The sequence below is a fragment of the Aeromonas sp. A35_P genome, assembly GCF_002259925.1.
GTDB lineage: Bacteria > Pseudomonadota > Gammaproteobacteria > Enterobacterales > Aeromonadaceae > Aeromonas > Aeromonas dhakensis.
In genome coordinates this window covers 1-23,668 of record NZ_NEVB01000222.1, presented here as the reverse complement: position 1 = coordinate 23,668, position 23,668 = coordinate 1, and the positions used below count along the sequence as shown (strand labels likewise).

At 62.7% G+C, this 23,668-nt stretch carries 21 protein-coding genes and 9 tRNA genes; 7 read left to right on the top strand and 23 right to left on the bottom strand.

Annotated features, from left to right (window positions below; translation table 11 throughout):
* From CAK78_RS17310 to pnuC, 7 genes are all read right to left on the bottom strand, one after another.
* The coding region (locus CAK78_RS17310; protein WP_094698090.1) for a hypothetical protein at window positions 1-1,229 on the bottom strand (1,229 nt) is incomplete at its 3' end.
* Between the two features lie 363 nt (window positions 1,230-1,592).
* Window positions 1,593-3,218: an alpha-glucosidase gene (locus tag CAK78_RS17305; RefSeq protein WP_094698089.1), complete on the bottom strand. Its 1,626-nt coding sequence runs from the start codon at window positions 3,216-3,218 to the stop codon at window positions 1,593-1,595.
* 198 nt (window positions 3,219-3,416) lie between these two features.
* Window positions 3,417-3,818 carry a DUF1622 domain-containing protein gene (locus tag CAK78_RS17300; RefSeq protein ID WP_176452838.1) on the bottom strand — a complete coding sequence of 134 codons (402 nt, stop codon included), beginning with the start codon at window positions 3,816-3,818 and terminating at the stop codon, window positions 3,417-3,419.
* A gap of 67 nt (window positions 3,819-3,885) precedes the next feature.
* Window positions 3,886-4,203, bottom strand: a complete 318-nt coding sequence (gene yqfB / locus CAK78_RS17295; RefSeq protein WP_094698088.1) for a N(4)-acetylcytidine aminohydrolase — start codon at window positions 4,201-4,203, stop codon at window positions 3,886-3,888.
* Window positions 4,204-4,246: 43 nt separating this feature from the next.
* Complete coding sequence (locus tag CAK78_RS17290; protein ID WP_176452837.1) at window positions 4,247-4,918, bottom strand: Crp/Fnr family transcriptional regulator; 672 nt, start codon at window positions 4,916-4,918, stop codon at window positions 4,247-4,249.
* A gap of 128 nt (window positions 4,919-5,046) precedes the next feature.
* Window positions 5,047-5,772 carry a nucleoside phosphorylase gene (locus CAK78_RS17285; protein ID WP_094698086.1) on the bottom strand — a complete coding sequence of 242 codons (726 nt, stop codon included), beginning with the start codon at window positions 5,770-5,772 and terminating at the stop codon, window positions 5,047-5,049.
* Window positions 5,769-6,491: a nicotinamide riboside transporter PnuC gene (gene pnuC, locus CAK78_RS17280; protein WP_094698085.1), complete on the bottom strand. Its 723-nt coding sequence runs from the start codon at window positions 6,489-6,491 to the stop codon at window positions 5,769-5,771. The genes CAK78_RS17285 and pnuC overlap by 4 nt, the downstream gene beginning before the upstream one ends.
* A 266-nt stretch (window positions 6,492-6,757) precedes the next feature.
* On the opposite strand from pnuC, the gene CAK78_RS17275 reads away from it, so the two are divergent.
* On the top strand, window positions 6,758-8,590 hold the full coding sequence (locus tag CAK78_RS17275) for an SLC13 family permease (protein ID WP_094698084.1): 1,833 nt from the start codon (window positions 6,758-6,760) through the stop codon (window positions 8,588-8,590).
* A gap of 233 nt (window positions 8,591-8,823) precedes the next feature.
* Here CAK78_RS17275 and CAK78_RS17270 read toward each other — a convergent pair.
* The 15 genes from CAK78_RS17270 to lolB form a co-directional block, all read right to left on the bottom strand.
* Window positions 8,824-8,907 (bottom strand) — tRNA-Leu (locus tag CAK78_RS17270).
* An 8-nt stretch (window positions 8,908-8,915) separates the two neighbouring features.
* A tRNA-Met gene (locus tag CAK78_RS17265) sits at window positions 8,916-8,992 on the bottom strand.
* Window positions 8,993-9,028: 36 nt separating this feature from the next.
* Window positions 9,029-9,103 (bottom strand) — tRNA-Gln (locus CAK78_RS17260).
* Between the two features lie 45 nt (window positions 9,104-9,148).
* Window positions 9,149-9,225, bottom strand: a tRNA-Met gene (locus tag CAK78_RS17255).
* Between the two features lie 38 nt (window positions 9,226-9,263).
* Window positions 9,264-9,338, bottom strand: a tRNA-Gln gene (locus CAK78_RS17250).
* 42 nt (window positions 9,339-9,380) lie between these two features.
* Window positions 9,381-9,455, bottom strand: a tRNA-Gln gene (locus tag CAK78_RS17245).
* A 146-nt stretch (window positions 9,456-9,601) separates the two neighbouring features.
* A tRNA-Gln gene (locus CAK78_RS17240) sits at window positions 9,602-9,676 on the bottom strand.
* An 8-nt stretch (window positions 9,677-9,684) separates the two neighbouring features.
* Window positions 9,685-9,761: transfer RNA gene (locus CAK78_RS17235), tRNA-Met, on the bottom strand.
* 234 nt (window positions 9,762-9,995) lie between these two features.
* Window positions 9,996-11,087, bottom strand: a complete 1,092-nt coding sequence (gene ychF / locus CAK78_RS17230) for a redox-regulated ATPase YchF (protein ID WP_005298458.1) — start codon at window positions 11,085-11,087, stop codon at window positions 9,996-9,998.
* 233 nt (window positions 11,088-11,320) lie between these two features.
* Window positions 11,321-11,917 (bottom strand): aminoacyl-tRNA hydrolase, encoded by a 597-nt coding sequence (gene pth, locus CAK78_RS17225; RefSeq protein ID WP_094698083.1) that lies wholly within the window; start codon window positions 11,915-11,917, stop codon window positions 11,321-11,323.
* 194 nt (window positions 11,918-12,111) lie between these two features.
* Window positions 12,112-14,103, bottom strand: coding sequence for a bifunctional metallophosphatase/5'-nucleotidase (locus CAK78_RS17220; RefSeq protein ID WP_094698082.1), 1,992 nt, complete (start codon window positions 14,101-14,103; stop codon window positions 12,112-12,114).
* 102 nt (window positions 14,104-14,205) lie between these two features.
* Window positions 14,206-15,153 (bottom strand): ribose-phosphate pyrophosphokinase, encoded by a 948-nt coding sequence (locus CAK78_RS17215; protein WP_005298464.1) that lies wholly within the window; start codon window positions 15,151-15,153, stop codon window positions 14,206-14,208.
* A gap of 309 nt (window positions 15,154-15,462) precedes the next feature.
* Window positions 15,463-15,537: transfer RNA gene (locus CAK78_RS17210), tRNA-Gln, on the bottom strand.
* Complete coding sequence (gene ispE, locus CAK78_RS17205; RefSeq protein ID WP_094698091.1) at window positions 15,517-16,386, bottom strand: 4-(cytidine 5'-diphospho)-2-C-methyl-D-erythritol kinase; 870 nt, start codon at window positions 16,384-16,386, stop codon at window positions 15,517-15,519. The genes CAK78_RS17210 and ispE overlap by 21 nt, the downstream gene beginning before the upstream one ends.
* 26 nt (window positions 16,387-16,412) lie before the next feature.
* Window positions 16,413-16,997 (bottom strand): lipoprotein insertase outer membrane protein LolB, encoded by a 585-nt coding sequence (gene lolB / locus CAK78_RS17200; protein ID WP_094698081.1) that lies wholly within the window; start codon window positions 16,995-16,997, stop codon window positions 16,413-16,415.
* Between the two features lie 121 nt (window positions 16,998-17,118).
* Between lolB and hemA the strand changes: the two genes are divergently transcribed.
* From hemA to kdsA, 6 genes are all read left to right on the top strand, one after another.
* On the top strand, window positions 17,119-18,378 hold the full coding sequence (gene hemA / locus CAK78_RS17195; RefSeq protein WP_094698080.1) for a glutamyl-tRNA reductase: 1,260 nt from the start codon (window positions 17,119-17,121) through the stop codon (window positions 18,376-18,378).
* A 51-nt stretch (window positions 18,379-18,429) separates the two neighbouring features.
* Window positions 18,430-19,518, top strand: a complete 1,089-nt coding sequence (gene prfA, locus CAK78_RS17190; protein ID WP_094698079.1) for a peptide chain release factor 1 — start codon at window positions 18,430-18,432, stop codon at window positions 19,516-19,518.
* A complete protein-coding gene (prmC, locus tag CAK78_RS17185) occupies window positions 19,518-20,366 on the top strand; it encodes a peptide chain release factor N(5)-glutamine methyltransferase (protein ID WP_094698078.1) in 849 nt (282 codons plus the stop codon). The genes prfA and prmC overlap by 1 nt, the downstream gene beginning before the upstream one ends.
* A gap of 43 nt (window positions 20,367-20,409) precedes the next feature.
* The gene (locus tag CAK78_RS17180) at window positions 20,410-20,793 is read left to right on the top strand and encodes a SirB2 family protein (protein ID WP_094698077.1); all 384 of its coding nucleotides are present in this window, start codon (window positions 20,410-20,412) and stop codon (window positions 20,791-20,793) included.
* Window positions 20,794-20,804: 11 nt separating this feature from the next.
* On the top strand, window positions 20,805-21,605 hold the full coding sequence (locus CAK78_RS17175) for a SirB1 family protein (RefSeq protein WP_094698076.1): 801 nt from the start codon (window positions 20,805-20,807) through the stop codon (window positions 21,603-21,605).
* Window positions 21,606-21,776: 171 nt separating this feature from the next.
* On the top strand, window positions 21,777-22,631 hold the full coding sequence (kdsA, locus tag CAK78_RS17170; RefSeq protein WP_005298479.1) for a 3-deoxy-8-phosphooctulonate synthase: 855 nt from the start codon (window positions 21,777-21,779) through the stop codon (window positions 22,629-22,631).
* A 537-nt stretch (window positions 22,632-23,168) separates the two neighbouring features.
* On the opposite strand, the gene grcA is transcribed toward kdsA, so the two are convergent.
* Window positions 23,169-23,549 (bottom strand): autonomous glycyl radical cofactor GrcA, encoded by a 381-nt coding sequence (grcA, locus tag CAK78_RS17165; RefSeq protein WP_010633231.1) that lies wholly within the window; start codon window positions 23,547-23,549, stop codon window positions 23,169-23,171.
* Between the last annotated feature and the right edge of the window lie 119 nt (window positions 23,550-23,668).

Here is a 23,668-nt window from a genome sequence, read left to right as displayed (position 1 = left end):
ATCAGGCGCTGGCTGATGGCCATCATGGCGAGGAAGCGGCGGGGCTGATGTGCTTGCTCGGCCCCGGTCAGCCCGGTGCGCTGGTAGCCGCCGGCCTGCAGCATGCGGCCAAGCCGGGTCAGGGTGGCGGCATCGGCCGTCAGCGTCTGCAGCGCATCGGTTATCTGCTCATCGCCGAAGTCGGCGTGCAGATCGGCGGTCACCACCAGGCCTGCGTACTCCCGTTTGAGCTGGGCCAGCAGGTCGAAGGAGGCCGGCAGCGGCTGGCCATGGATGGCGCGATAGCGCTCGGCAATGCGCTCCCCCTGCTGCTTGCTCAGAAACATCCGTTGCTCCGCTGCCTGGCGGGTCGCCCAGTTCACCTCGTACTGAGCCAGCTCGGCCTTGGCCCGCGCGGTTCTGGCAAAGGCGTGGCGCTGCGGCTCATCCAGCCCGGACGGCAGCAGGTTGGCCGCCTCCAGCAGGATGAGATCCACCTCGGTGTCATGACCCTTCTGGATGGTATAGGGACTGTTCAGCCACACCTCTTCGCTCAGTTGCAGACGAAACTCGCCGTCGCGCTCCATACGCTCCTCGCGGGTGGCGATGCGCTCGCTGTCCAGCCGGCTGTGGTGCAGGGTGGTTTGCAGCAGGGCGTCGCGACCGATCAGGGCATAGGGAGTACCGTCTGGGCGCTGGCCGGTCAGCATGTTGCCACCATCGATGATGGAGAAGGTGGGGATGAGCTCGCGTCCCTGCTCCTCGGCGAAACTGTTGGCCTGGGAGAGATAGCTCTCGTTGAGCCCCTGGGAATCCTGGCTGCCGAGACTGTGGTGCCCCTCCTGCTCGGCCTCCGGGCTCTGCTCGGTGAGGGCGGTGACGAAGGCGTGGTAGCTGCCCTTGTCCGCCAGCGGCGCCTGGGGGCGGAAGACGAGGGCGCCATCGCGTGACAGCCACATGTTGTCCTCGGTCCAGGCGTACATGTCAGCGTGGGTGCTGACCGAGAATCCCTGCTCCCTGCCGATCTGCTCCAGCTCCGCCACCAGTTCCGGCTCGGTCTGGAGGGGCAGGTGGAGCTGGTGGATCCGGTTGCCCAGATCGTCCTGGGCCAGCTGGAAGCTGCGATCGAGGGCAAGGGAGTGCTGGCCGTTGCTGAGGGCGGGATCGTCCGGGAAGATCAGAGGGGCCGCCATGGCCGAGTGGAACCAGAAGAGGTTGGAGATGGCGAGTGCCACACCGGTTTTGCGCATGATGATGTCCTGTTGTTATGGCGGGAGAGTGCCCGCGAGCCTGAACGTCGGCGTACGGCGCTGCGCCGCACGCTTCGGATGGAAACCATAAGGAGCCGGCGAAGAACCACAAGGGCGCAAATCTGAATTGACTTTTCACTCTGGCTAAACAGCGATTAATTCGTGCGGTTGATGACAGAACACTCGCTTCAATACTTTTTTATTTTGAATAAAAACAATATGTTGTGGTGTTTTTGTTGTCGATAGTGAACAAGGCGCCGAGCGGTTGCGGTGAGGAGACCGGGCGAAGTTTTTAAGTGATTAAAGGGTTCTGGGGCCCAGCAAGGGGGGGAGATGGCAGGGGGCTGGCGGCGACCCCTGCTGTTACGCGGGGGCTCGCACCAACCAGGCGACCGCCTGATAGGGGGCAAAGGTAGCGGCGGGCTGCCCCGGGTAGTTGCTTATCAGCAGGGGGGCGCCTGCCTCCACCTGGTCAAGGTGCGGCATGACTAGGGGGTGGTCAGTGAGGTTGGCGAGCAGCAGCAGGGTGTGCCGCTCCCCGCTCACGGGGTCTTGCCAGCAGCGGCGATAGCCGATGCGCTCCGGGTCATCCCCATCCAGCAACTCGAAGTCGCCGTGACGAATGACCGGATGGGCTTTGCGCAGGGCGATGAGCTGGCGATAGCAGTGAAACGGCGAGTCGGGGCGGGCCAGCTGCTCGGCGGCGTTGATCTCGAGGTGGTTGGCGTTGAGCGCAATCCAGGGCGTGACGGTGCTGAAACCGGCTTGGTGGCCGGCATCCCACTGCATCGGGGTGCGGGCGTTGTCGCGGCCGATGGCATCGAGGCGGCGGGCGAGATCGGCAGGATCCAGCCCCGCCTGGCTGGCGAGGTAGTTGATCGCCTCCACGTCGCGCAGCTCATCCGGCTGCCAGTGGCGGTTGGTCATGGCCAACTCCTCCCCCTGATAGATGAAGGGGGTGCCCTGCATCAGGTGCAGCACCATGGCCCACAGCTTGGCGCTCACTTCGCGCCACTCGGGCCTGTCATCGCCAAAGCGGGAGACGGCGCGGGGCAGGTCGTGGTTGCCGAGAAACAGGCTGTTCCAGCCTCGGCCATGGAGCCCCTGCTGGTGGCGGGCCATGGCCCGCTTGAAGGCGAGAGGGTCGAAGCGGGAGGTCCACTTGTCACTGCCGAGCCCCAGATGCTCGAAGTTGAACACCATGCTGAACTCGCTGCCATCGGGGTTCGAATAGTTCTGCATATGGGCAAGATCCGCCGACCAGGTCTCCCCCACTGTGATGATCCCCTGGCCGCCGAAGCTCTCGGCATTGAGCTCGCGGATATAGTCGTGCAGGCGGGGGCCGTTGCTCATGGCAAGCCGGTCCCAATCCTTGCTCACCATGTCGATCACATCGAAGCGAAATCCCTTTACTCCTTTGCCCAGCCAGAAGTGGATCACCTCTGCCATCTCGGCGCGCACCACCGGGTTGTCCCAGTCCAGATCGGCCTGGCTCACATCGAAGTTGTGCAGGTAGTAGCGATCCAGCGCCGGCACGTACTGCCAGCCGCTACCGCCAAAGATCGAGGTAATGGGGTGAGCATCGACAAAGGCCTGATCGCGAAACACGTAGTAGGCCTGATAGCGGGGATCGCCGGCCAGCGCCTGCACAAACCACTCATGCTCGGTGGAGGTGTGGTTGGCGACGATATCCATCATGATGCCGATGCCGTGAGCGGCAGCCTCGGCGATCAGCTGCTCCATCTCGGCCAGGGTGCCGAAGGCGGGGTCGATGGCGCGGTAATCCGCCACGTCGTAGCCGTTGTCCCGTTTGGGGGAGCGATAGAGGGGGGTGAGCCACAGCATGTCGACCCCCAGGGTGGCCAGATAACCGAGCCGCTGGCGGATACCGTTGATGTCGCCCATGCCGTCGCCATCGCTGTCCTGAAAGCTCATGGGATAGATCTGGTAGATGACGCACTGGTCGAGGGGGAGGGGCTCTCTGTTCATCCGCTTGGCCGGTTGGGGGAGGAGAATGTCTATCTTACGCAGATGAGCGGGAAGTCAACAGGGCAGGGAAAACCTTGAAAAGGGTTCCATTGATGGCTGATTGTCAAAAGTGAGGGCAGGGTCACAACTGGGCCATCCCGAACCACGGGGGTCGGGATGGCACGGCACTTTGCTGGGATGCCGGGCAAGGCAAGCAGGTTATTGGGCTGTTCTGGCCTGCTCGCTGTGCGGCGCCTGCTGGCGCTCTGCCTTGTCTTGCTGGCGTTCCGCTTGTGCTTCCAGCTCCTTGCCGAGGAAGTAGTTCAGGAAGGTGCGGATCACCGCGATGATGGCGAGACGAATGAGCTCCTCCTTGCTCGGCGCCACCGTGGTGGCCAGGATGTCGGCGGCGAGCTGGAACTCCAGCGCCAGAATGAGCCAGCTGCCGAAACAGAGCCGGATATGGGGAAAGCCGGGCTCGTGATCCCGCACCCGCGCCGCCAGCCAGAGGGTCTTGCCCAACCCTATCACCACACAGGCGATGGAGATGATCTCCAGCAGCAGCTGGAACAGCTCGACCCCGTGCATCATGCCCTCTCGCAGGCTCGCTATCTCAAACACTCGGGTCATCTCCCTGATTCAAAAGAGGACACTATTAACACATCGCTCGGCAAAGACCAAATCCGGTTCAATCAAGCAGTTTGAATTCAATGACATAGAGCGGCGGTAGGGTGGGGTAGATGGCGCGGAGCACCTGTTTGAGCTCAGGGAGGGTCATGTTCTCCTGGCGGGCGTGCTCGTCATTGAGCTCATCGAAGGCGACCGCCTTGACCGACAGCACCTCTATGGTGCCAAAGGGCTGGTGCTCCGGGTTGGTGAACAGGGCCAGGCGCAGGCCGGGTTGCCAGTCGGCTTCGCTCTCGTCGCGGATGGTGATGGTCTTGCGGCCGGCCTGGATGTCGGCGACGAAGCGGCTGAAGAAGGTGAACTCGGGATGGGTAGACATGGCACTCTCCTGACAGGGTGAATCGAAATGGGGTGAATGGAAATCAAAGGTCAAGGTAGGCGCGCAGCCTGGTGAGATCGGCGATGACGGGGCCGTCGGGGCCATCGGCGACGATACCCTGTTCGATCAGCTCCTTGAGGGCGCGCCGATAGACCCGCTCGGTGGTGCCGAAGCGCGCCGCCTCGTGGGCCCGCTTGCGCGAGCCGAGCATGGGGGTGCGCTGGCGCTCGCGCCACAGCTCGAAGGCGATGTTGTAGGCGATGGGGTGCAGCAGCCGGCTGGTGGTGATGTCCAGGGTGTCCAGGTAGTCGCTGGCAAGCGCCGCGGCGAAGAAGAGGGTCAGCTCGGGCTCGGCCAGCAGCCGCTTGGCCAGCTTGTCGGCGCAGATGACGGCTGCGTCCAGCTCGGTCTCGGCCACCACGCTCCACTGCACCGGGGTGGCGCTGAAAAACTCCATCTCGCCGAAGATCTGCTGGTGGCACTCGATCTCGCCGAGTTGAAACAGCCGCCCCGAGTGCACCGCACTGTTGAGGGAAATCCGCCCCTGCGCCACCAAATAGAGGTGCTCGCACTGCTCCCCCTGGCGCAGGATGGGCTCGCCCGGCAGGTAGCGGCGCGAATGGAGGGTGCAGGCCGCCAGCGCCGCGGCAAAGCGCGGTTCGAGGGCGGCAAGCTCGGCGTGAAAGCGACCGAGCGGATAGGGTTGTTGCTGCATGGGGAAGGCCCGGCTTGACGAGGGCCATGAGGCTAGCAAGGGCGGGGGTGGGATGCCAGCGCTGGTGCCCCCGAATGTGCCGGGCTTAACGTTTTGCCGGGGCCGGCTACTGCCCCGGCAGACCCGGCCTATTGGGTCAGGGCGTGGAGGGCGGCGGCAATGGCCAGCCGCTCGCCGGTCATCATGGCAGCCTCGCTGGCCGCGTAGTCGCTCACCCCCTCCTGCACATCCTGCTCGAAGGTCACCACGTTGCAGAGCACGGCGGCTACCCGCACCTTGCGCAGGCGCCCGACGGCGAGCAGGGAGGCCGTCTCCATGTCCGCCCCGAGCACGCCGCGGGCGTGCCAGTAGCGACACACTTCCTGCTCGTCATCCCGGTAGAAGCTGTCGTGGGAGCGCACCAGCCCGTGCCAGTGAGGATGCTCGCTGGCGCCGAGATGGGCGAGCAGGGCGGCCTGCAGGCGGATGTCGGCGCAGGCGGGGTACTCAGGCGGCAGATAGGCCTGCGAGGCGCCTTCGCTGCGCACCGCCCCCTCCACCACGATGAGATCCCCCAGCGCTATCTCATGCTGCAGGGCGCCGGCGGAGCCGACCCGGATGAGGGCGCGGGCACCCGCCTGCACCAGCTCCTCCAGCGCGATGACGGCGGAGGCGCCACCGATGCCGGTGCTGCACACCGTAATGGGCTGCCCCCGGTAGCGACCGTTGATCAGACGAAACTCCCGGTGCTGGCCCAGCACGTCACACTCATCGAGCTGGCTGGCGATGCGGTCGACCCGGGCCGGGTCGCCACACAGCACCACCCGCTCGGCGATCTGGTCCGGGCGGCATTGCAGATGGGGCAGCAGGCTCATGCGATCACTTCCTGTTGCGGACGTTTGGCGCTGGCCATCCAGAGGCGTGTGCCGTTGGCGGCGATGAACAGCAGGATCAGGTACTCAAGGGACATGGCATAGACCCCCTGGGCGGCATAGACGCCGATGCTGATGATGTTGATGACCACCCAGAGGATCCAGTTCTCCACGTACTTGCGGGTCATCAGGATCTGGGCCACCACGGAGAGCACCGTCATGCTGGCATCCCAGAAGGGGAAGGCATCGGGGGAGGGCTCAGGGGTGGCTAGATTGGCGCCAAACAGGTTGAGCAGGGCGACGGCGGTGCGCGCCAGGGCGGCGAAGACCGGGTCGATATAGAGGGTCAGCAGGGCGATGGCCAGCACGCTCACTGCGGCGGTGGCGATGAGCTTGGACTTGCTGAGCCAGCGGATTTGCAGGGTATCCCCCTGGGCATTGGCCGGGCGGGTCCAGGCGTACCAGCCATAGAGGTTGGCGCAGAAGAAGAACAGCTGCAGCAGCAAGAGGCCGTAGAGCTGGATCTGGAAGAAGATGATGGCGAACAGGCTGACGTTGATGAGCCCGAACAGGTAGTTGATGGTCTTCTCCTGGCTGGCGCACCAGATGCAGGCCAGTCCGAACAGGGTGCCGACGGCTTCGATCCACGACATGGCGTAACCACCGCCCAGCGGTATGGTCACCAGGGTGTGATTGATGCTGAACCACTCGAATATGCTCATTTTCGTTTCCTTGGAAAATAGGGGGCGTGAACCGGGCCTATTCTAGGGGCGGCGTGGGGGTGTTTGCAGGACTTTTGTCCGTGCAGGGCCGAGCCACCTCAAAGAATGAGAAAAGAGCCGGGCAACTTTAGGCCCCTGATGACGCCCTGATATGCGATGATGCCCTGCCCCTTTATTGATATGTCACAAAATGGGGATGAATTGGCTGTGGTCTGATGGGATCCGCCCTGCCGCGGTCGGGGTGGTGTTGAACGAAAGGAGCGAGCGTGAATTCCGAGCTGGTCTGGGTCCTCTGCATGCTGGTGGGCGCCATTTATCTGTTTGTGAGCAACAAGGTCCGCATGGACGTGGTTGCCTTGCTGATCATCATACTGTTCGTGCTGAGCGGCACCCTGACCCTGCCACAGGCGCTGGCGGGGTTCAGCGATCCCAACGTCATCCTGATCGCCGCCCTGTTCGTGGTGGGGGAGGGGCTGGTGCGCACCGGCATCGCCTATCAGGTAGGGGACGCACTGGTGAAGGTAGCCGGCAGCAGCGAGACCCGATTGCTGGTGCTGCTGATGGTGGCGGTCGCCCTGCTGGGGGCAGTGATGAGCAGCACAGGGGTGGTGGCCATCTTCATCCCTGTGGTGCTGAGCGTGGCGAACCGGATGGGGATCCCGGCCGGCCGGTTGATGATGCCGCTCGGCTTTGCCGGCCTCATCAGCGGCATGATGACCCTGGTGGCGACGCCGCCCAACATGGTGGTCAACAGTGAGCTGATGCGCCACGACATCCACGGTTTCGGCTTCTTCGGCTTCACCCCCATGGGGGTCATCATCCTGGGGATGGGGATCCTCTACATGCTGCTGATGCGCACCTCCCTGGTACGTAACGAGGAGGAGGGCAAGCACAAGCAGAGCGGACGCAGCACCATGCGCGATCTCATTCGCGACTATCGGCTGGCCGGGCGTGCGCGCCGGCTGGCCTTGCGGCCTGACTCTCCCCTGATCGGCCAGACCCTGGACGAGCTGCAACTGCGAGCCCGCTACGGGGCCAACGTCATCGGGGTGGAGCGCTGGCGCAAGTTCCGGCGGGTGATGGTGACCGTCTCCGGGGTGACCGAGTTCCAGGCCAAGGATGTGCTGCTCATCGACATGTCCGACCCCGATGCGGACGTGCGGGAGTTCTGCAGCGAGGCGCGGCTCGAACCCATGATCCTGCGCGGCGAGTATTTTTCCGATCAGGCGCGGGAGGTGGGCATGGCGGAGGTGTCGCTCATCCCCGAATCCCGTCTGCTCGGCAAGAGCATCCGCGAGGTGGCGTTTCGTTCTCACTATGGTCTCAACGTGGTGGGGATCCGCCGAGCCGGCGAGGCGCTTGGCGGCAAGCTGGTGGACGAGGTGCTGCAGATGGGGGATACCCTGTTGGTGGTGGGCAACTGGAGCCTGATCCGCCTGCTGCAGACTCACAGCCGTGACTTCCTCTTGCTGGGTCTGCCGGCCGAAGTGGACGAGATGGCGCCGGCCCGCAGTCAGGCCATTCACGCCCTGATCGCACTCGGGGTCATGATAGTGCTGATGGTGACCGATCCCGTGCCCAACGTGGTTGCGGCGCTGATCGCCTGCCTGCTGATGGGCAAGTTTCGCTGCATCGACATGGAGAGTGCCTACAAGTCCATCCACTGGCCAACCCTGATCCTCATCGTTGGCATGCTGCCCTTTGCGCTCGCGCTGCAAAAGACCGGCGGGGTGGATCTCATCGTCGGCGCGCTGATCTCGGCGGTGGGGGAGATGGGGCCGCGGGTGATGTTGGCCAGCCTGTTCGCCCTGTGCGCCATCATAGGGCTGTTTATCTCCAACACCGCGACGGCGGTGCTGATGGCACCGATCGCGCTCGGCACGGCCCAGCAGATGGGGGTCTCGCCCTATCCGTTTGCCATGACCATCGCCATCGCCGCCTCGGCGGCCTTCATGACGCCTGTCTCCTCGCCGGTCAACACCCTGGTGCTGGGCCCAGGCAACTACAAGTTCGTGGACTTCGTGCGCATCGGCGTGCCCTTTACGGCGCTGGTGATGGTGGTGAGCGTCATCGCCATCCCCTGGTTTTTTCCGTTCTGACGGCACATATGACATGGCGGCCTGCGGGCCGCCTTTTTATTGGCTGCAAGGCACTGACATGAACTGTGCGCCCAAGGCGGGAGCAGGGCTGGCGTGTCTTTGCTGAGGGGCGGTTGTAGCCGTCCATGCAGAGGATATTGCAGGGGCGTGACGACATGGAGAGGGGAAGAGGAGTGGCAAACGCCGGATACAAAAAAACCAGCCTGGGCTGGTCTGTTTGGTACTGCTTTCGATGGTGCGGAAGGAGAGACTCGAACTCTCACGCCTAGGGCGCCAGAACCTAAATCTGGTGCGTCTACCAATTTCGCCACTTCCGCAAGAGTAATGGTGGCTATGACGGGATTCGAACCTGTGACCCCCGCATTATGAGTGCGATGCTCTAACCAACTGAGCTACATAGCCGTCTTGTGCACGACTTGCGTCGAATACAAGTAAAAATGGCTGGGGTACTAGGATTCGAACCTAGGGATGGCGAGATCAAAACCCGCTGCCTTACCGCTTGGCGATACCCCAACAGTGTTCTTTGCAATCAGATGATTGAAGGAACGTTTTTCAAAATGGTGGCTATGACGGGATTCGAACCTGTGACCCCCGCATTATGAGTGCGATGCTCTAACCAACTGAGCTACATAGCCGTTTGTTGTCAACCACTGGGTGGAAGAGAACAGAATGATGGCTGGGGTACTAGGATTCGAACCTAGGGATGGCGAGATCAAAACCCGCTGCCTTACCGCTTGGCGATACCCCAACAGCAATGTCTGACAGAGACTATCAAACATCTTTTTAAAAATGGCTGGGGTACTAGGATTCGAACCTAGGGATGGCGAGATCAAAACCCGCTGCCTTACCGCTTGGCGATACCCCAACAGCAATGTCTGACAGAGTCTATCAAACATCTTTTAACAATGGCCGGGATACCAGGATTTGAACCTGGACACATTGACGAGTTCAACACCCATCACTGCTTCCCTTGACCTGTCACCAGCACTTTAATGCCGACAACTGAAATAATGGCTGGGGTACTAGGATTCGAACCTAGGGATGGCGAGATCAAAACCCGCTGCCTTACCGCTTGGCGATACCCCAACTAGAAATGGTGGCTATGACGGGATTCGAACCTGTGACCCCCGCATTATGAGTGCGATGCTCTAACCAACTGAGCTACATAGCCAACCTTGCTTCCAGTGCCTCGTTGCCTCGTCACTGTGCGGGCCGAATTATGCGTATCTGGCTGTGGGGCGTCAACCCTTTTTTTGTTTGAAAAAACGATTTGAGTGCGTTTGGCGAGTTATTGGTCGCTGTCGCGCAAAAGCCCAACAATCTGGTTTTTTTTACGACATATCCAGCAGATAGGTGCTTGGGCCAGATAAAAAAAGAGGCCAGCAAATGCTGGCCTCTCATGGGATTAGACGTTGAACAGGAAGTTCATGATATCGCCGTCCTTGACGATGTAATCTTTCCCTTCGGCGCGCATCTTGCCCGCTTCCTTGGCGCCCTGCTCACCCTTGTAGGCGATAAAGTCTTCGAAGGCGATGGTTTGGGCGCGAATAAAGCCTTTTTCGAAGTCGGTGTGGATTTTGCCCGCGGCCTGCGGGGCGGTGGCGCCGACCGGAATGGTCCAGGCCCGCACCTCTTTCACGCCGGCGGTGAAGTAGGTCTGCAGCTTGAGCAACTCGTAACCGGAGCGGATCACCCGGTTCAGGCCCGGCTCCTCGATGCCCAGATCCGCCATGAACTCGGCGCGATCTTCGTCGTCCAGCTCGGCGATATCCGCTTCGATGGCGCAGCAGACCACCACCACCACGGCGTTCTCGGCGGCGGCGATTTCACGCACCTGATCCAGGTAGGGGTTGTTCTCGAAGCCATCTTCCGCCACATTGGCGATGTACATGGTGGGCTTGAGGGTCAGGAAGTTGAGGTGGCTGACGGCGGCCAGCTCGTCCTTGTCCAGCTTCATGCCGCGGATCATCTGGCCGTCTTCCAGTGCCACCTTGATCTTCTCCAGCACTTCCACTTCCAGCTTGGCATCCTTGTCGCCGCCCTTGGCGCGCTTGGACTGGCGGTTGATGGCGCGCTCGCAGGCATCCAGATCGGAGAGAGCCAGCTCGGTGTTGATCACCTCGATGTCGTCGGCCGGTGAGACCTTGCCGGCGACGTGGACGATGTTCTCGTCCTCGAAGCAGCGCACCACGTGACCGATGGCCTCGGTTTCACGGATGTTGGCCAGGAACTGGTTGCCGAGGCCCTCGCCCTTGGAGGCACCAGCCACCAGGCCGGCGATGTCCACGAATTCCATGGTGGTCGGCACAACGCGCTGCGGATTGATGATGGCCGCCAGCTGGTCGAGGCGGGGATCCGGCATCGGTACCACGCCGGTGTTCGGCTCGATGGTGCAGAACGGGAAGTTGGCGGCTTCGATGCCGGCCTTGGTCAGCGCGTTGAACAGGGTGGATTTGCCTACATTGGGCAGGCCCACGATACCGCATTTAAAACCCATGGATTGTTACCTTACGTGATGGATGCTGTTGAGGGCCGCAGAACCTGCCCACGCTCTTGCTGCGAGGCTGTGATCAAGGCTCATGTGCTGCTCGGAATCCTCACGTATGACTATACGCTCCGGTTCCTGCGCTGCGCTTTACCTTGCTGACAACCTCTCGTTACAGAGCGTGAACAGGTTCTTGGGCGACCCCGTCATATTGTGCGAGCCTGACCATGGTCAGGCATCTCTATTCAGACTTTCTCGGCCTTGAAGCTGTGCAGGCGGTTCATGGCCTTGGTCATGTCCTGCTTGAACAGAATGTCGGTGGCGCGCAGGGATTCGTCCAGTGCGGCGTCGATCAGGCTCTGCTCGCTGCTGGGCGCCTTGGTCAGCACGAAACCAGCGACCAGCTCCTTGGCGCCCGGGTGACCTATCCCCAGCCGCAGCCGGAAGAAATTGTTGTTGTTGCCCATCTTGACAATGATGTCCTTGAGGCCGTTATGGCCGCCGTGCCCACCGCCCTGCTTGAATTTGGCGATGCCGGGGGGCAGGTCCAGCTCATCGTGGGCCACCAGCATGGCTTCCGGTTCGATCTGGTAGAAGCGGGCCAGCGCGGCCACCGCCTTGCCGGAGAGGTTCATGTAGGTGTTCGGGATGAGCAGGCGCACATCCTGGCCATCCACCTGGATGCGGGCGGTGTGGCCGAAGAACTTGGGCTCTTCGCGCAGGCTGACATTGTGCCAGCGTGCCAGTTGCTCGACATACCAGGCGCCCGCGTTGTGGCGGGTCTTGGCATATTCCGGGCCGGGATTGCCCAGCCCCACGATCAGTTTGATTTGGCTTGTCACGCTTGATTTCTTCACTCGCTGCTTGCAATGGGCAGACTGCCCAGGGCAATGGGACGCAATATTCTAGCCGCCGACTGGCGATCACTCAACCAAAGCTCGGCCAGTGCCGGGGAAAAGCGGGGAACCGGTGGCCAACGGCAGCAAAACGGGCCCCAGTGCGGGGCCCGTTTTGTGTCTTGCCTGCGGGGGCCGGGTTACTGCGCGGCACGCACCAGGGTGACTGTCTCTTCTGCCAGCGCCGTCAGGGTCGGGCGCTGTTCGCGCACATACTGCACGAAGGAGGCGGCGTCGGTGCCGCAATCCACGCCGCTTGCCTTGCAGTCAAGCTGATGGCCGGCGGCATAGCGGGCGCTCAGCTGATCGCCGCTCTGCTCCACCCGTTCGACCGGGAAGCCGGTCAATTTGCCATCCTGCCAGGCGAGATCCAGCCGCTCGGCTTGCTGCGCCTGGGCGCGGGCCAGCGCCTGCCAGCCATCGTTGCCGTTGGCGCTGTAGGCGTTCATCACCACCCGGTAGCGCGTCGCATCCACCAGATCCAGCCACTGGCCGTCGGCGTCCTGCCACTGCAGCTGGGTCAGGGCGCCGCCCTTGCCCGGGGTGGTCTCGGTGAAGGTGTAGCGCAGGTGGCCACCGTAGGGGAACTTGCCGGCGTGGGCGCTGGCGGGCAGGGTGGCGGTGATGGTCTCGGTCAAGAGGGCGCGCACGTCGGCACCGGTCAGGGTCAGCACCGAGAGCTGGTTCTTGAATGGCAGCAAGGTGAGCGCCGCATCCCCTTCGCGCAGCTCGCCGGCCGGCAGATCGGCGCGCACGCCGCCCACCGCCAGCAGGGCGAAGTGGACCGGACCGCCGGTCAGCGCCTGCACCGCCGGGGTATTGGCCCAGTAATACTGCCCTTCTGCCACCAGGGGGGCGACGTCGGAGCCGTGGCTGTCGCTGCCGTTGTCGCCGGGGCGGCGGGCATTTTGCAGGGCGGCCGGCACGGTGGCGATGACGGGGCCGAACGCCTGCTCGAGGGCGGGCTTGTAGTGGCTGTCGATGATGCCGCGCAGGCGCGGATCCTCGTCCACGGTCACCAGATTGGGCTGGGCGTCGATGAACTTGCCGGCCTGCTTGCTGCGGGTTTCATCCAGTGTCTGCTGGCGAGCCGGGTCGGCGAAGAAGTCGCGGCTGGCCAGCAGCTGGTTCTGACCCTGACAAGAGATGACCCGGCCCTGGGCGTCGAAACTGACCTGGGCCAGCCCGATGGCCTGGGCATAGGAGCCGGCCTGTACTACGCAGGTCATGCCGACCCCGTCCGGGTTGGTGACCAGTTGGGCATATTCGCCTGTGTTGCCCCAGCCGATGTTGCGAAAATCGCCGAGCAGGCTGTGGGAGTGGCCGCCGACGATGGCGTCGATGCCGTTCACCTTGGCCGCCAGCGCCAGATCCCGCTGGTTGCCGATGTGGGTGAGCGCCACTATGTGGTCGATGCCGTGCTGGCGCAGCAGATCCACCGTGGCCTGGGCCGAGGTGACTTCATTGCCGAACCGCAGTTTGCCGACGTTGGGGGAGATGTTGGCCATGTCCTCCAGCACCAGCCCCATCACGGCGACCAGCTGTTTGCCCTGGGGCAGGTTGTTGATGTCGCTGACCGGGCTCTTCTGGTTGCCGTCGAAGGCGTAGATGACGAACGGCTTGAGGTTGGCGGCGTGGCGCAGATCCGGATCGTCACGGGTATCCAGGTTGGCAGCCAGCACCGGGAAGTTGACCCCCTTGATGAAGCGGGCCAGCTTCTGGTTGTCGAGATCGAATTCGTGGTTGCCCAGCGCCATGGCGTCGAGGCCGAACTGGCTCAGCAGTTCGGCGTTGGCCATCCCTTCGTTGAGCTTGAAGTAGCCGCTGCCCTGCCAGGCATCGCCACCGTGCAGCAGCAGTAGGGGTTGGTTCTTGGCCAGCGCGTCGGCCTGGAAGGCTTTCGCCATGGTGAGCAGGCGCGGATAGCCGCCGAAGCGGGTGTAGAGGGTGTCGGTTTCCCCCTGCTTGCCAAAGAGGGGTCCCTTCAGTTCGGCGTTGACCGGGTCGAACTGGGAGTGGGTGTCGTTCATGTGAGCCAGGGTCAGCACGAAGGGCTGGTTTTCACTGCCAGGCTGACAGGCGAACAGGAAGCTGCAGAAGGCGAGGAGCAGCAGCGGGCGCAAGCGATTCATGGAACAATCCTTAACCTGCAACGAGGCAGGGCAATACCGGGTGTAACTGGGACTAGAAAGACAAAAACCGCCAGCTGGCGGTTTTTGTCACAACAGGGTCTATCAATGCTCAAACATGGCAGAGATGGACTCTTCGTTGCTGATGCGGCGAATGGCTTCGGCCAGCACGGAAGAGAGCGTCAGCTGCTTGACCTTGTCGACCGCCTTCATCTCCGCGGTGAGCGGGATGGAGTCGGTGATGATCAGTTCGTCGATTACGGAGTTCTTGATGTTCTCCACGGCGGAACCGGAGAAGACCGGGTGAGTGGCGTAGGCGAATACACGCTTGGCGCCGCGCTCTTTGAGGGCTTCTGCGGCTTTGCACAGGGTGCCGCCGGTGTCGATCATGTCGTCGACGATGATGCAGTCGCGGCCGGCCACGTCACCGATCAGGTGCATGACCTGGGAGACGTTCGGGCGGGGACGACGCTTGTCGATGATGGCGATGTCGGTATCGTCCAGCAGCTTGGCGATGGCGCGGGCACGCACCACGCCGCCGATGTCCGGCGACACGACCACGGGGGATTCGAGGTTCTTGGACTTCATGTCTTCCAGCAGCACCGGGCTGCCGAACACGTTGTCGACCGGGACGTCGAAGAAGCCCTGGATTTGCTCGGCATGCAGGTCAACGGTCAGCACGCGATCCACACCCACGCTGGAGAGGAAGTCGGCGACGACCTTGGCGGTGATGGGTACACGGGCGGAGCGGACGCGGCGGTCCTGACGGGCATAGCCAAAGTAGGGAATTACGGCAGTGATACGGCCAGCTGAAGCACGACGCAGAGCATCCACCATCACGATCAATTCCATCAAATTGTCGTTGGTCGGGGCACAGGTGGATTGAATGATGAAGATATCGCCACCACGTACATTCTCGTTGATCTGTACGCTGATCTCGCCGTCGCTAAAGCGACCTACGGCAGCATTGCCGAGTTTGATAAACAGGCGATCTGCGATCTTCTGGGCTAGTTCCGGCGTTGCGTTACCAGCAAACAGCTTCATGTCAGGCACGGTTTGAAACCTCGGGGTTGCATCCAGTATGTGGGGAGTCTGATTAGACCCTTATCGTTTGGGGGCAAACGATTTATCAAGTTGACGGGTCAGACCACTATAGGCTGCTTTCAGGTCAGGTGCCCAGGTTACATGCGGCAAGCCGGTTGAGCGTCGTGCTGGTCGACGCCCCGTCATCCATGATGACCAGTGACCTTCCCGATGACGACAGGGTAACGATGGGTGCTGCAACCGGCGAGGGGGAGCATGCACTCCCGGCAAGACTGCTGCGGCAGGTGAATCGATATACCCTGTTCGATGTTCAGGAGATGGCTGGGGTACTAGGATTCGAACCTAGGAATGGCGAGATCAAAACCCGCTGCCTTACCGCTTGGCGATACCCCAATCACTGACTTGTTGCAATGTAGCAAAGAGTGGTGATATGTTCTCGCCCTTGGCGACAAACCCATCCCATCCTCTCGGCACTTTTGCCAACACTTCCCGAGCAGCCACTTCGTCTTCAAACTGAGCAAAGACGCAGGCTCCTGTGCCCGTCATTCTTGACGGCGCGTATTCTAGCAACCAGCCGAGCGCATTGGCAACCTCGGGGTGGCGCTTTTTCACCAGCAATTCGCAATCGTTTTTCCACTCCCCTTCCAGCAGATTGTGCAATGCCATTTTCGGGGTATCTCTGGGCAGGTCCGGATCCTGGAACACGGCGGCGGTCGCTACATGGCAATCAGGCTTGAGCACCAGATACCAGGCGCTCGGCAGCTCGACCGGCAGCAACCGTTCACCAACCCCCTCGGCAAAGGCGGCCTTGCCGTGCACGAACACCGGCACGTCGGCCCCCAGCTGCACACCGAGATCCGCCAGCTCGTCTTCACTCAAGCCGGCTTGCCAGAGGTGGTTGAGGGCCACCAGCGTGGTGGCGGCGTCCGACGAGCCGCCGCCGATGCCACCGCCCATGGGCAGCACCTTCTCCAGCCTGATATGGGCCCCCTGCGGGCTTGGCAGTCTGGCCTGCAGCAGGCGGGCGGCGCGGATGATGAGGTTCTGCTCATCGGGTACGCCGGGAATGGCGGGGCTCAAGGTGAGCTTGTCGCTGCCAGGGATCACCTCGAACTCGAGCCAGTCGCCGTGGTTGAGGAAGATGAACAGGGTCTGCAGCTCGTGGTAGCCGTCCGGGCGACGGCCGTTGACGTGCAAAAAGAGATTCAGTTTGGCCGGAGCCGGCCAGCGCATGGCGCTCATGGGGGAGTCCTTGTCGATAGCCGCCATCAGCGGGCGATGGTCCACTGGTTGATCTGCAGCTTGAGGCGGCTGCCCTGGCCGGTCATGGTGAGCAGGTGCGGCAGGCGGTAGCCATCCTGATCCTGGTAGTCGCCGTAGACGATCTGCCACTGGCCGTCACGCACGCTGGCCAGACTGCGGTCGGGGTTGAGCTCGAACTCGGCCTCGCCCGGCAAGCCCTTGATCCACGCCGGCAGCCCGGCCACCGGAATGTTCCAGCCGGTGAGCTGATAGACGAGCGCCTCGGCATCCTGGCTCTGATGGGGATTGCCCTCGTTGTCGATCAGGGTGATCTCGCCCTTGCTGCGGGAGAGCTCCAGGATGTGAGTGCCGATCAGGCTGGTGAGGTTGAGGCGATAGTCGTCGCCATCCTGCTGCCAGTTGACCCGGGCGCTGCCCTTCTGCTGGGCGGTGATGATGGCCATCTTGCCAGACAGCTGCCAGTGGGTCAGTTGCTCGAGACGGGTACGCTCCTGCTGCCAGTTGACCTGATCGCGCTGGGGTTGGGTAGTGGCACAACCGGTCAGCAACAGCAGGCAGCCAAGGGTGAAAAGACGCAACAACAAGGTCATGCTCCGGAAAAGGTGATTTGGCACAGTATACGGGGGGGTCGTATCGCTTTTAAAGACTTACCCTTTCTCGTACAATTGGCAGCCTTTACTCCCTGCGCACAGATACGATCCACGCCCACTCATGAGTTTGCTTGCCCTCGGAATCAACCACAACACCGCCAGTGTCGCCTTGCGGGAGCGGGTCGCCTTCGGCCCGGACTGCATCGATCGCGCCTTGCGTGAGCTGGTCGCCCAACCCGGTGTAAGCGAGGCGGTGATCGTCTCGACCTGCAACCGCACCGAGCTTTACTGCAGTCTGGAGCAGGGGCAGGGCGAGCAGGTGTTGCAGTGGCTGCAGCGGTTCCACGATCTGGATGCGGCCGAGGTGGTCTCCGCCATCTACCGGCATCAGGACGAGGAGGCGGTTCGCCACCTGATGCGGGTGGCCTGCGGGCTCGACTCCCTGGTGCTGGGAGAGCCGCAGATCCTGGGGCAGATCAAGCAATCCTATGCCCATGCCCAGCAATCCGAGGCGGTGAAGGGGGCGCTGGAGCGTTTGTTCCAGAAATCCTTCTCGGTGGCCAAGCGGGTGCGCACCGATACCGAGATCGGCGCCAGTGCCGTGTCGGTGGCCTTTGCCGCGGTGAGCCTGGGGCGGCGGATCTTCTCCGATCTCTCCCAGACCAAGGTGCTGCTGGTCGGCGCCGGCGAGACCATCGAACTGGTGGCCCGCCACCTGCGCGAGCAGAATGTCACCCAGATGATGGTGGCCAACCGCACCCTGCAGCGGGCCCAGCTGCTGGCCGAGGAGTTCGGCGCCCAGGTGATGACGCTCGAAGAGATCCCGGACTACCTGCACGAGGCGGACATCGTCATCAGCTCCACCGCGAGCCCCCTGCCCATCATCGGCAAGGGCATGGTGGAGCGGGCGCTCAAGGCTCGTCGCTTCAAGCCCATGTTCCTGGTTGACATCGCCGTGCCCCGCGACATCGAGGCGGAGGTGGACGAGCTCTCGGACGCCTATCTCTACACGGTGGATGACCTGCAGGGCATCATCGAGCAGAATCTCGAGACCCGCAAACGGGCCGCCGCCGAGGCCGAACTCATCGTGCAGGAAGAGCGCGACGACTTCATGGGCTGGTATCGCAGCCTCCACTCGGTGGATCTCATCCGCGATTACCGTCACCAGGCCCAACAGGTGGCCGATGAAGAGCTGCAGCGCGCCCTGCTGGCCCTGCAACAGGGCGAGCCTGCCGAGCAGGCGCTCAAGGCGCTGGCCCACCGCCTCACCAACAAGTTGATCCACGCACCGACCCAGGCCCTGCGCCAGGCCGCCGCCCAGGGGGATCACCACCAGCTGGCCCAGTTGCGCCAGGTGCTGGGGTTGTCACAAGAGTCATAGTTTTGGGGCGATCACCCGGTCGTCCCGTCCTCCATCGAGAACACAAGATTTATGAACCCGTCACTGATCAGAAAGCTGGAAGGCCTCATCGAGCGCCACGAAGAAGTACAGGCCATGCTCGGCGAGCCGGACGTGGCCGCGGATCAGGATCGCTACCGCGCCCTGACCCGGGAATATGCCCAGCTGGAAGATATCGTTCACGCTTTCCAGCAATTCCGCCAGGCCGAAGAGAACCTGGAGGCCACCCGCCAGATGCTGGAAGAGGAGGATGCCGACCTGCGCGAGATGGCGCAGGAGGAGCTGCCGCTGGCCAAGGCGACCTTCGAGGAGCAGGAGCAGGCGCTGCAGGTGATGCTGCTGCCGCGCGACCCCAAGGATGACAACAACTGCTACCTGGAGATCCGCGCCGGCGCCGGTGGTGACGAAGCGGCGATCTTTGCGGGCGACTTGTTCCGCATGTATTCGCGCTATGCCGAGCGCCAGGGCTGGCGGGTCTCCATCGTCAGCTGCAACGACGGCGAGCACGGCGGCTACAAGGAGGTGATCGCCAAGGTGGAGGGCGAGCACGTCTACGGCCGCCTCAAGTTTGAATCCGGTGGTCACCGGGTACAGCGGGTGCCGGAAACCGAATCCCAGGGCCGGGTGCACACCTCCGCCTGCACCGTCGCCGTGTTGCCGGAAGTGCCGGAAGCCGAGCAGATCGAGATCAACCCCTCGGAGCTGAAGATCGACACCTTCCGCGCCTCCGGGGCCGGCGGTCAGCACGTCAACAAGACCGACTCCGCCATCCGCATCACCCACCTGCCCACCGGGCTGGTGGTGGAGTGCCAGGATGAGCGCTCCCAGCACAAGAACCGCGCCAAGGCGATGTCGGTGCTTTCCGCCCGTCTGCAGGCGGCCGAGGATGAGCGCCACCGCGCCGCCGAGCAGAGCACCCGCCGCAACCTGGTGGGCTCCGGCGATCGCTCCGAGCGTATCCGCACCTACAACTACCCGCAGGGGCGCCTTTCCGAGCACCGCATCAACCTCACCCTCTATCGCCTCGGCGAGATCATGGAAGGGGACCTGGACTGCGTCATCAGCCCGATGATCCAGGAGTACCAGGCCGATCAGCTCGCCTCCCTGGCCGAGAGCAACTGATGCAGATCCAGCAGGCTCGCGCCCACATCATGGCGACGTTGGCCTCCGGGGAATCCCCCCGCGCCGATGCCGATGCGCTGCTCTGCCATCTGCTGGAGTGCCGGCGCAGCTACCTGATGACCTGGCCGGAGCGCGAGCTAAATGCCGCCCAGCAGGCGACCCTGCAGGGCTGGCTCGAACGCCGTCTCAATGGCGAACCCATCGCCCACCTGATTGGCGAGCGGGAGTTCTGGTCGTTGCCGCTCAAGGTGAGCCCCGCCACCCTGATCCCGCGCCCCGATACCGAGGTGCTGGTCGAGCAGGCGCTGGCGCGGCTGCCAGCAGGCCCCTGCGCCGTGCTGGATCTGGGCACTGGCACCGGCGCCATCGCACTGGCGCTCAAGTCGGAGCGACCGGATGCCGATGTATGGGCGGTGGACAGGATGCCGGCAGCGGCAGCCCTGGCCCGTGCCAACAGCGCCGCGCTGGGTCTGCCCATCGAGGTGCGCGACGGCAGCTGGTTTGAGCCGCTGGTCGAGCCTTCGTCAAGCCAGGCGCCGCGCTTTGCGATGATCGTCTCCAACCCGCCCTACATCGACGGGGCGGATCCGCACCTCGACGAGGGGGACGTGCGCTTCGAACCTCGCTCCGCCCTGGTGGCGGACGAGCAGGGGCTGGCGGATATCCGCCTCATCGTGGCGGGCGCGCCGGCCCATCTGCTGCCGGGCGGCTGGCTGTTGCTGGAGCATGGCTGGCAGCAGGGGGAGGCGGTGCGTCAACTCCTGCTGCAACAGGGCTACGTCCAGGTGGAAACCGTGCGCGATTACGGCGATAACGAGCGGGTGACCCTGGGGCGGCTGGCTCAGTGATGATGACGGGCGGGCCGGGCCTGCCTCTGTTCAAGGACACGTTATGTATTATGCTATCAAACATCTGCACCTGCTGCTGATAGGCCTGGCCGTGTTGATGTTCATGTTGCGCTTCTATTGGCTGCAGACCGGCTCGAGCCGCGCCGCCAGCGCCCGTACCCTCAAGGTGAGCGGCTGGCTCAACGGCCTAGTGGTGCTCTCCGGCGTGCTGCTGTGCATGGTGCTGGATCTCAACCCGCTCAACAACGCCACCCCCTGGCTCAGCGAGAAGCTGACCGCCATCCTGGTGGTGGCCTTTCTGGCCATGATGGCACTGCGCCTGGCCCGCAGTAACGGCATCCGCTGGTTTGCGTTTCTGGGAGCCCTCGGCTGGGTCTTCTTCATCGCCAAGCTGGCCGTCTACAAGCAGGCCAGCCTGTTCGGTTAAGGATGATGACGATGATACGCGTAGACGAATGGACCGATTTCGAAGCCCATGACATCGCCGAGCTGGCGCTGTCGGTGAGCGACGAGATCCATGGCATCAGCGGTCGCGGGACGGCGGAGCTGGCCCGCCTCGACGCCTGGCTGGACGAGGCCATCGAGGAGGGGGATTGCGACCAGGTACGCCGCCAGCTGCTGCAGGGCTTCTACCAGACCTTAGGGTTTCACGGCGACTGGCAGGACTACTTCTCGGTGGCCAACTGCGATCTGGCCGAGGTTCTGGTCCGCAAGCAGGGCATTCCGGTCAGCCTTGGCATCCTCATCATTCAGCTGGGGCGCAAGCTCGGGCTGGACGTGGAGGGGATCTGCTTCCCCGGCCACTTCCTGGTGAGTTTTGCCGGCAGCGAGGGGGAGGTCTATGTGGACCCCTTCACCGGCGACGAGCTGAGCCTGCACCACATCGAGCTGCTGCTGCGCGGGGCCCTCGGCAATCTGGCCACCCTCACCTCGGATCACCTGCAACCTGCCGGTCAGTGGGAGATCATCGAGCGGCTGCTCAACGTGAGCAAGGGTGCCCTGCTGCGGGAAGACCGGATGACAGAGGCGCTGCGTTGCAGCGAACTGCTGCTGTGGATGAAGCCCGGCGACCCGCTGGAGACGCGGGATCGCGGCTTTATCTACGAGCAGCTCGACTGCCCGCGCTTTGCCGCCGACGATTTTGAGTACTTTATTGAACAGTGCCCGGACGATCCGGTGGCCGACGTGCTGAAAGCCCAGCTGGCCGCCCTGGATCTGAGCCCCAAGCCCCTCCACTGAGGGGCTGACGGCCTCGCTGCATGCGAGGCCCTGGCCGAATTGAGAGTCCCATGCCGCTGCATGCAAGGCCTGGGAGATGCAACAGACGAGTATCGAGGCCGCGCCGCCCGGGGCAGCGCGGCCAGATGTGGATTCAAGCCCTGCAAGCCCTTTTACCTAAGGAAGCCTGAGATGGAACAGAAGAATATCAAGGTCAATGGCATCGACGTCGCCAACGACAAACCGTTCGTGTTGTTCGGTGGCATGAATGTGCTGGAATCGCGCGACATGGCGATGGCCGTGTGCGAGAAGTACGTGGAAGTGACCTCCAAGCTGGGTATCCCGTTCGTGTTCAAGGCGAGCTGGGACAAGGCCAACCGCTCTTCCATCCACTCCTACCGCGGTCCGGGTCTGGAAGAGGGGATGAAGATCTTCCAGGAGCTGAAAGCGACCTTCGGCATGCCGGTTATCTCCGATCTGCACGAGCCCCATCAGGCCAAGCCGGTGGCTGAGGTGGTCGATGTCATCCAGCTGCCCGCCTTCCTGGCGCGCCAGACCGACCTGGTGGAGGCCATGGCCCGCACCGGCAACGTCATCAACATCAAGAAGCCGCAGTTCCTCAGCCCAAGCCAGATGAAGAACATCACCGACAAGTTCGAGGAGTGCGGCAACGATCGCCTGATCCTGTGCGAGCGCGGCGTCAACTTCGGTTATGACAACCTGGTGGTGGACATGCTGGGGCTGGGCGTGATGAAGAAGAGCACCGGCGGCTACCCGGTCATCTTCGACGTGACCCACTCCCTGCAGTGCCGCGATCCCATGGGCGCGGCCTCCGGTGGTCGCCGCGAGCAGGTGGCCGAGCTGGCCCGTGCCGGCATGGCGGTCGGTCTGGCCGGTCTGTTCATCGAATCCCACCCGGACCCCAAGGTGGCCCGTTGCGACGGCCCGAGCGCGTTGCCGCTGGAGAAGCTGGAAGGCTTCCTCAAGCAGATGAAGGCCATCGACGATCTGGTCAAGGGCTTCGAGCCGCTCGATACTTCCATCTGAACTTGGCCCATGCTGGCCCCATAAAAATGCCCCGCACTGCGGGGCATTTTTGTTTTCGCGCTGCTCTGGTTTCCCGGGGCGACATCAATCAGTCGAGAAATAAATACCCCTGGGTTTGCGTGGTGCAGATGTCGTTAAGTTTTCAGTGTCACTGATGTCTATCAATTGCTTTTTTCACAGCTGAAAGTAGCCCCTGTTGTGATGAGAGAGCAGCACGAACCGGGCGAGACAACCCATGTTTCACCACGGGTTGTTGCATGGATATTTCTGCCCAGACACACCCCATCAAACTGGGAGGGCAGCGGGTTGGAGGGATCAGCCCGGGCAATGCGTTGTCTGCGGCTAGATGATCTGCCTGCTGTTTGTTGTCCTGGTACCGAGCAGACCGCCGCTGGCGGCAAAGGTGGATTTGCACTGATGGGTCTGTGGCTGGCGTGAAACCAGCCGCGAGAGCCGATGAAGCAGGGGGCTGCGGCATCCCATAAAAAAACGGCCCGTTTGGGCCGTTTTTCATGATACCGGTTGGTGCAGAGCAGCTTACAGGCTCTGGGTGAAGGTGCGGGTCACCACGTCACGCTGCTGTTCCGGGGTCAGTGCGTTGAAGCGCACGGCGTAGCCGGAGACGCGGATGGTCAGCTGCGGGTACTTTTCCGGGTTGGCGATGGCGTCTTCCAGGGTCTCGCGACGCAGGACGTTGACGTTCAGGTGCTGGCCACCTTCGACGGCCGGCTCGGCCTGTACCGGCAGTTCACGGTATTCGAACTGGCCCAGGTCGGAGACGCTGACTTCCTGATCGGCGGCAAAGGCATCACCCTTGGCGCAGATGCAGCGAGCCTGTTGCTTCTCTTCGTCCAGCAGCCAGAACGAGTTCAGCAGAGCGGCGTTGGCAGACTGGGTGATTTGGATGCCCTTGATCATGGTATGACTCCTCATAGGAAAGCGGATTCAACTGTAAGGACATTACCCTGATGTATTTAAACCACCGGGATGATTTAAAGGGCCCTTGCCTTACACCTTTACTTTGTTGGGTCATATAT

Bases quoted from the DNA above. Each gene is read 5' to 3' on its own strand.
- yqfB (WP_094698088.1), bottom strand. From the start codon at position 4,203: ATGTCTACCCATCCCGAGTTCACCTTCTTCAGCCGCTTCGTCGCCGAC.
- prfA (WP_094698079.1), top strand. From the start codon at position 18,430: ATGAACCCGTCACTGATCAGAAAGCTGGAAGGCCTCATCGAGCGCCAC.
- CAK78_RS17180 (WP_094698077.1), top strand. From the start codon at position 20,410: ATGTATTATGCTATCAAACATCTGCACCTGCTGCTGATAGGCCTGGCC.
- prmC (WP_094698078.1), top strand. From the start codon at position 19,518: ATGCAGATCCAGCAGGCTCGCGCCCACATCATGGCGACGTTGGCCTCC.
- pnuC (WP_094698085.1), bottom strand. From the start codon at position 6,491: ATGAGCATATTCGAGTGGTTCAGCATCAATCACACCCTGGTGACCATA.
- CAK78_RS17290 (WP_176452837.1), bottom strand. From the start codon at position 4,918: ATGCAGCAACAACCCTATCCGCTCGGTCGCTTTCACGCCGAGCTTGCC.
- CAK78_RS17285 (WP_094698086.1), bottom strand. From the start codon at position 5,772: ATGAGCCTGCTGCCCCATCTGCAATGCCGCCCGGACCAGATCGCCGAG.
- ychF (WP_005298458.1), bottom strand. From the start codon at position 11,087: ATGGGTTTTAAATGCGGTATCGTGGGCCTGCCCAATGTAGGCAAATCC.
- lolB (WP_094698081.1), bottom strand. From the start codon at position 16,997: ATGACCTTGTTGTTGCGTCTTTTCACCCTTGGCTGCCTGCTGTTGCTG.
- CAK78_RS17305 (WP_094698089.1), bottom strand. From the start codon at position 3,218: ATGAACAGAGAGCCCCTCCCCCTCGACCAGTGCGTCATCTACCAGATC.
- hemA (WP_094698080.1), top strand. From the start codon at position 17,119: ATGAGTTTGCTTGCCCTCGGAATCAACCACAACACCGCCAGTGTCGCC.
- CAK78_RS17175 (WP_094698076.1), top strand. From the start codon at position 20,805: ATGATACGCGTAGACGAATGGACCGATTTCGAAGCCCATGACATCGCC.
- ispE (WP_094698091.1), bottom strand. From the start codon at position 16,386: ATGAGCGCCATGCGCTGGCCGGCTCCGGCCAAACTGAATCTCTTTTTG.
- kdsA (WP_005298479.1), top strand. From the start codon at position 21,777: ATGGAACAGAAGAATATCAAGGTCAATGGCATCGACGTCGCCAACGAC.
- grcA (WP_010633231.1), bottom strand. From the start codon at position 23,549: ATGATCAAGGGCATCCAAATCACCCAGTCTGCCAACGCCGCTCTGCTG.
- CAK78_RS17220 (WP_094698082.1), bottom strand. From the start codon at position 14,103: ATGAATCGCTTGCGCCCGCTGCTGCTCCTCGCCTTCTGCAGCTTCCTG.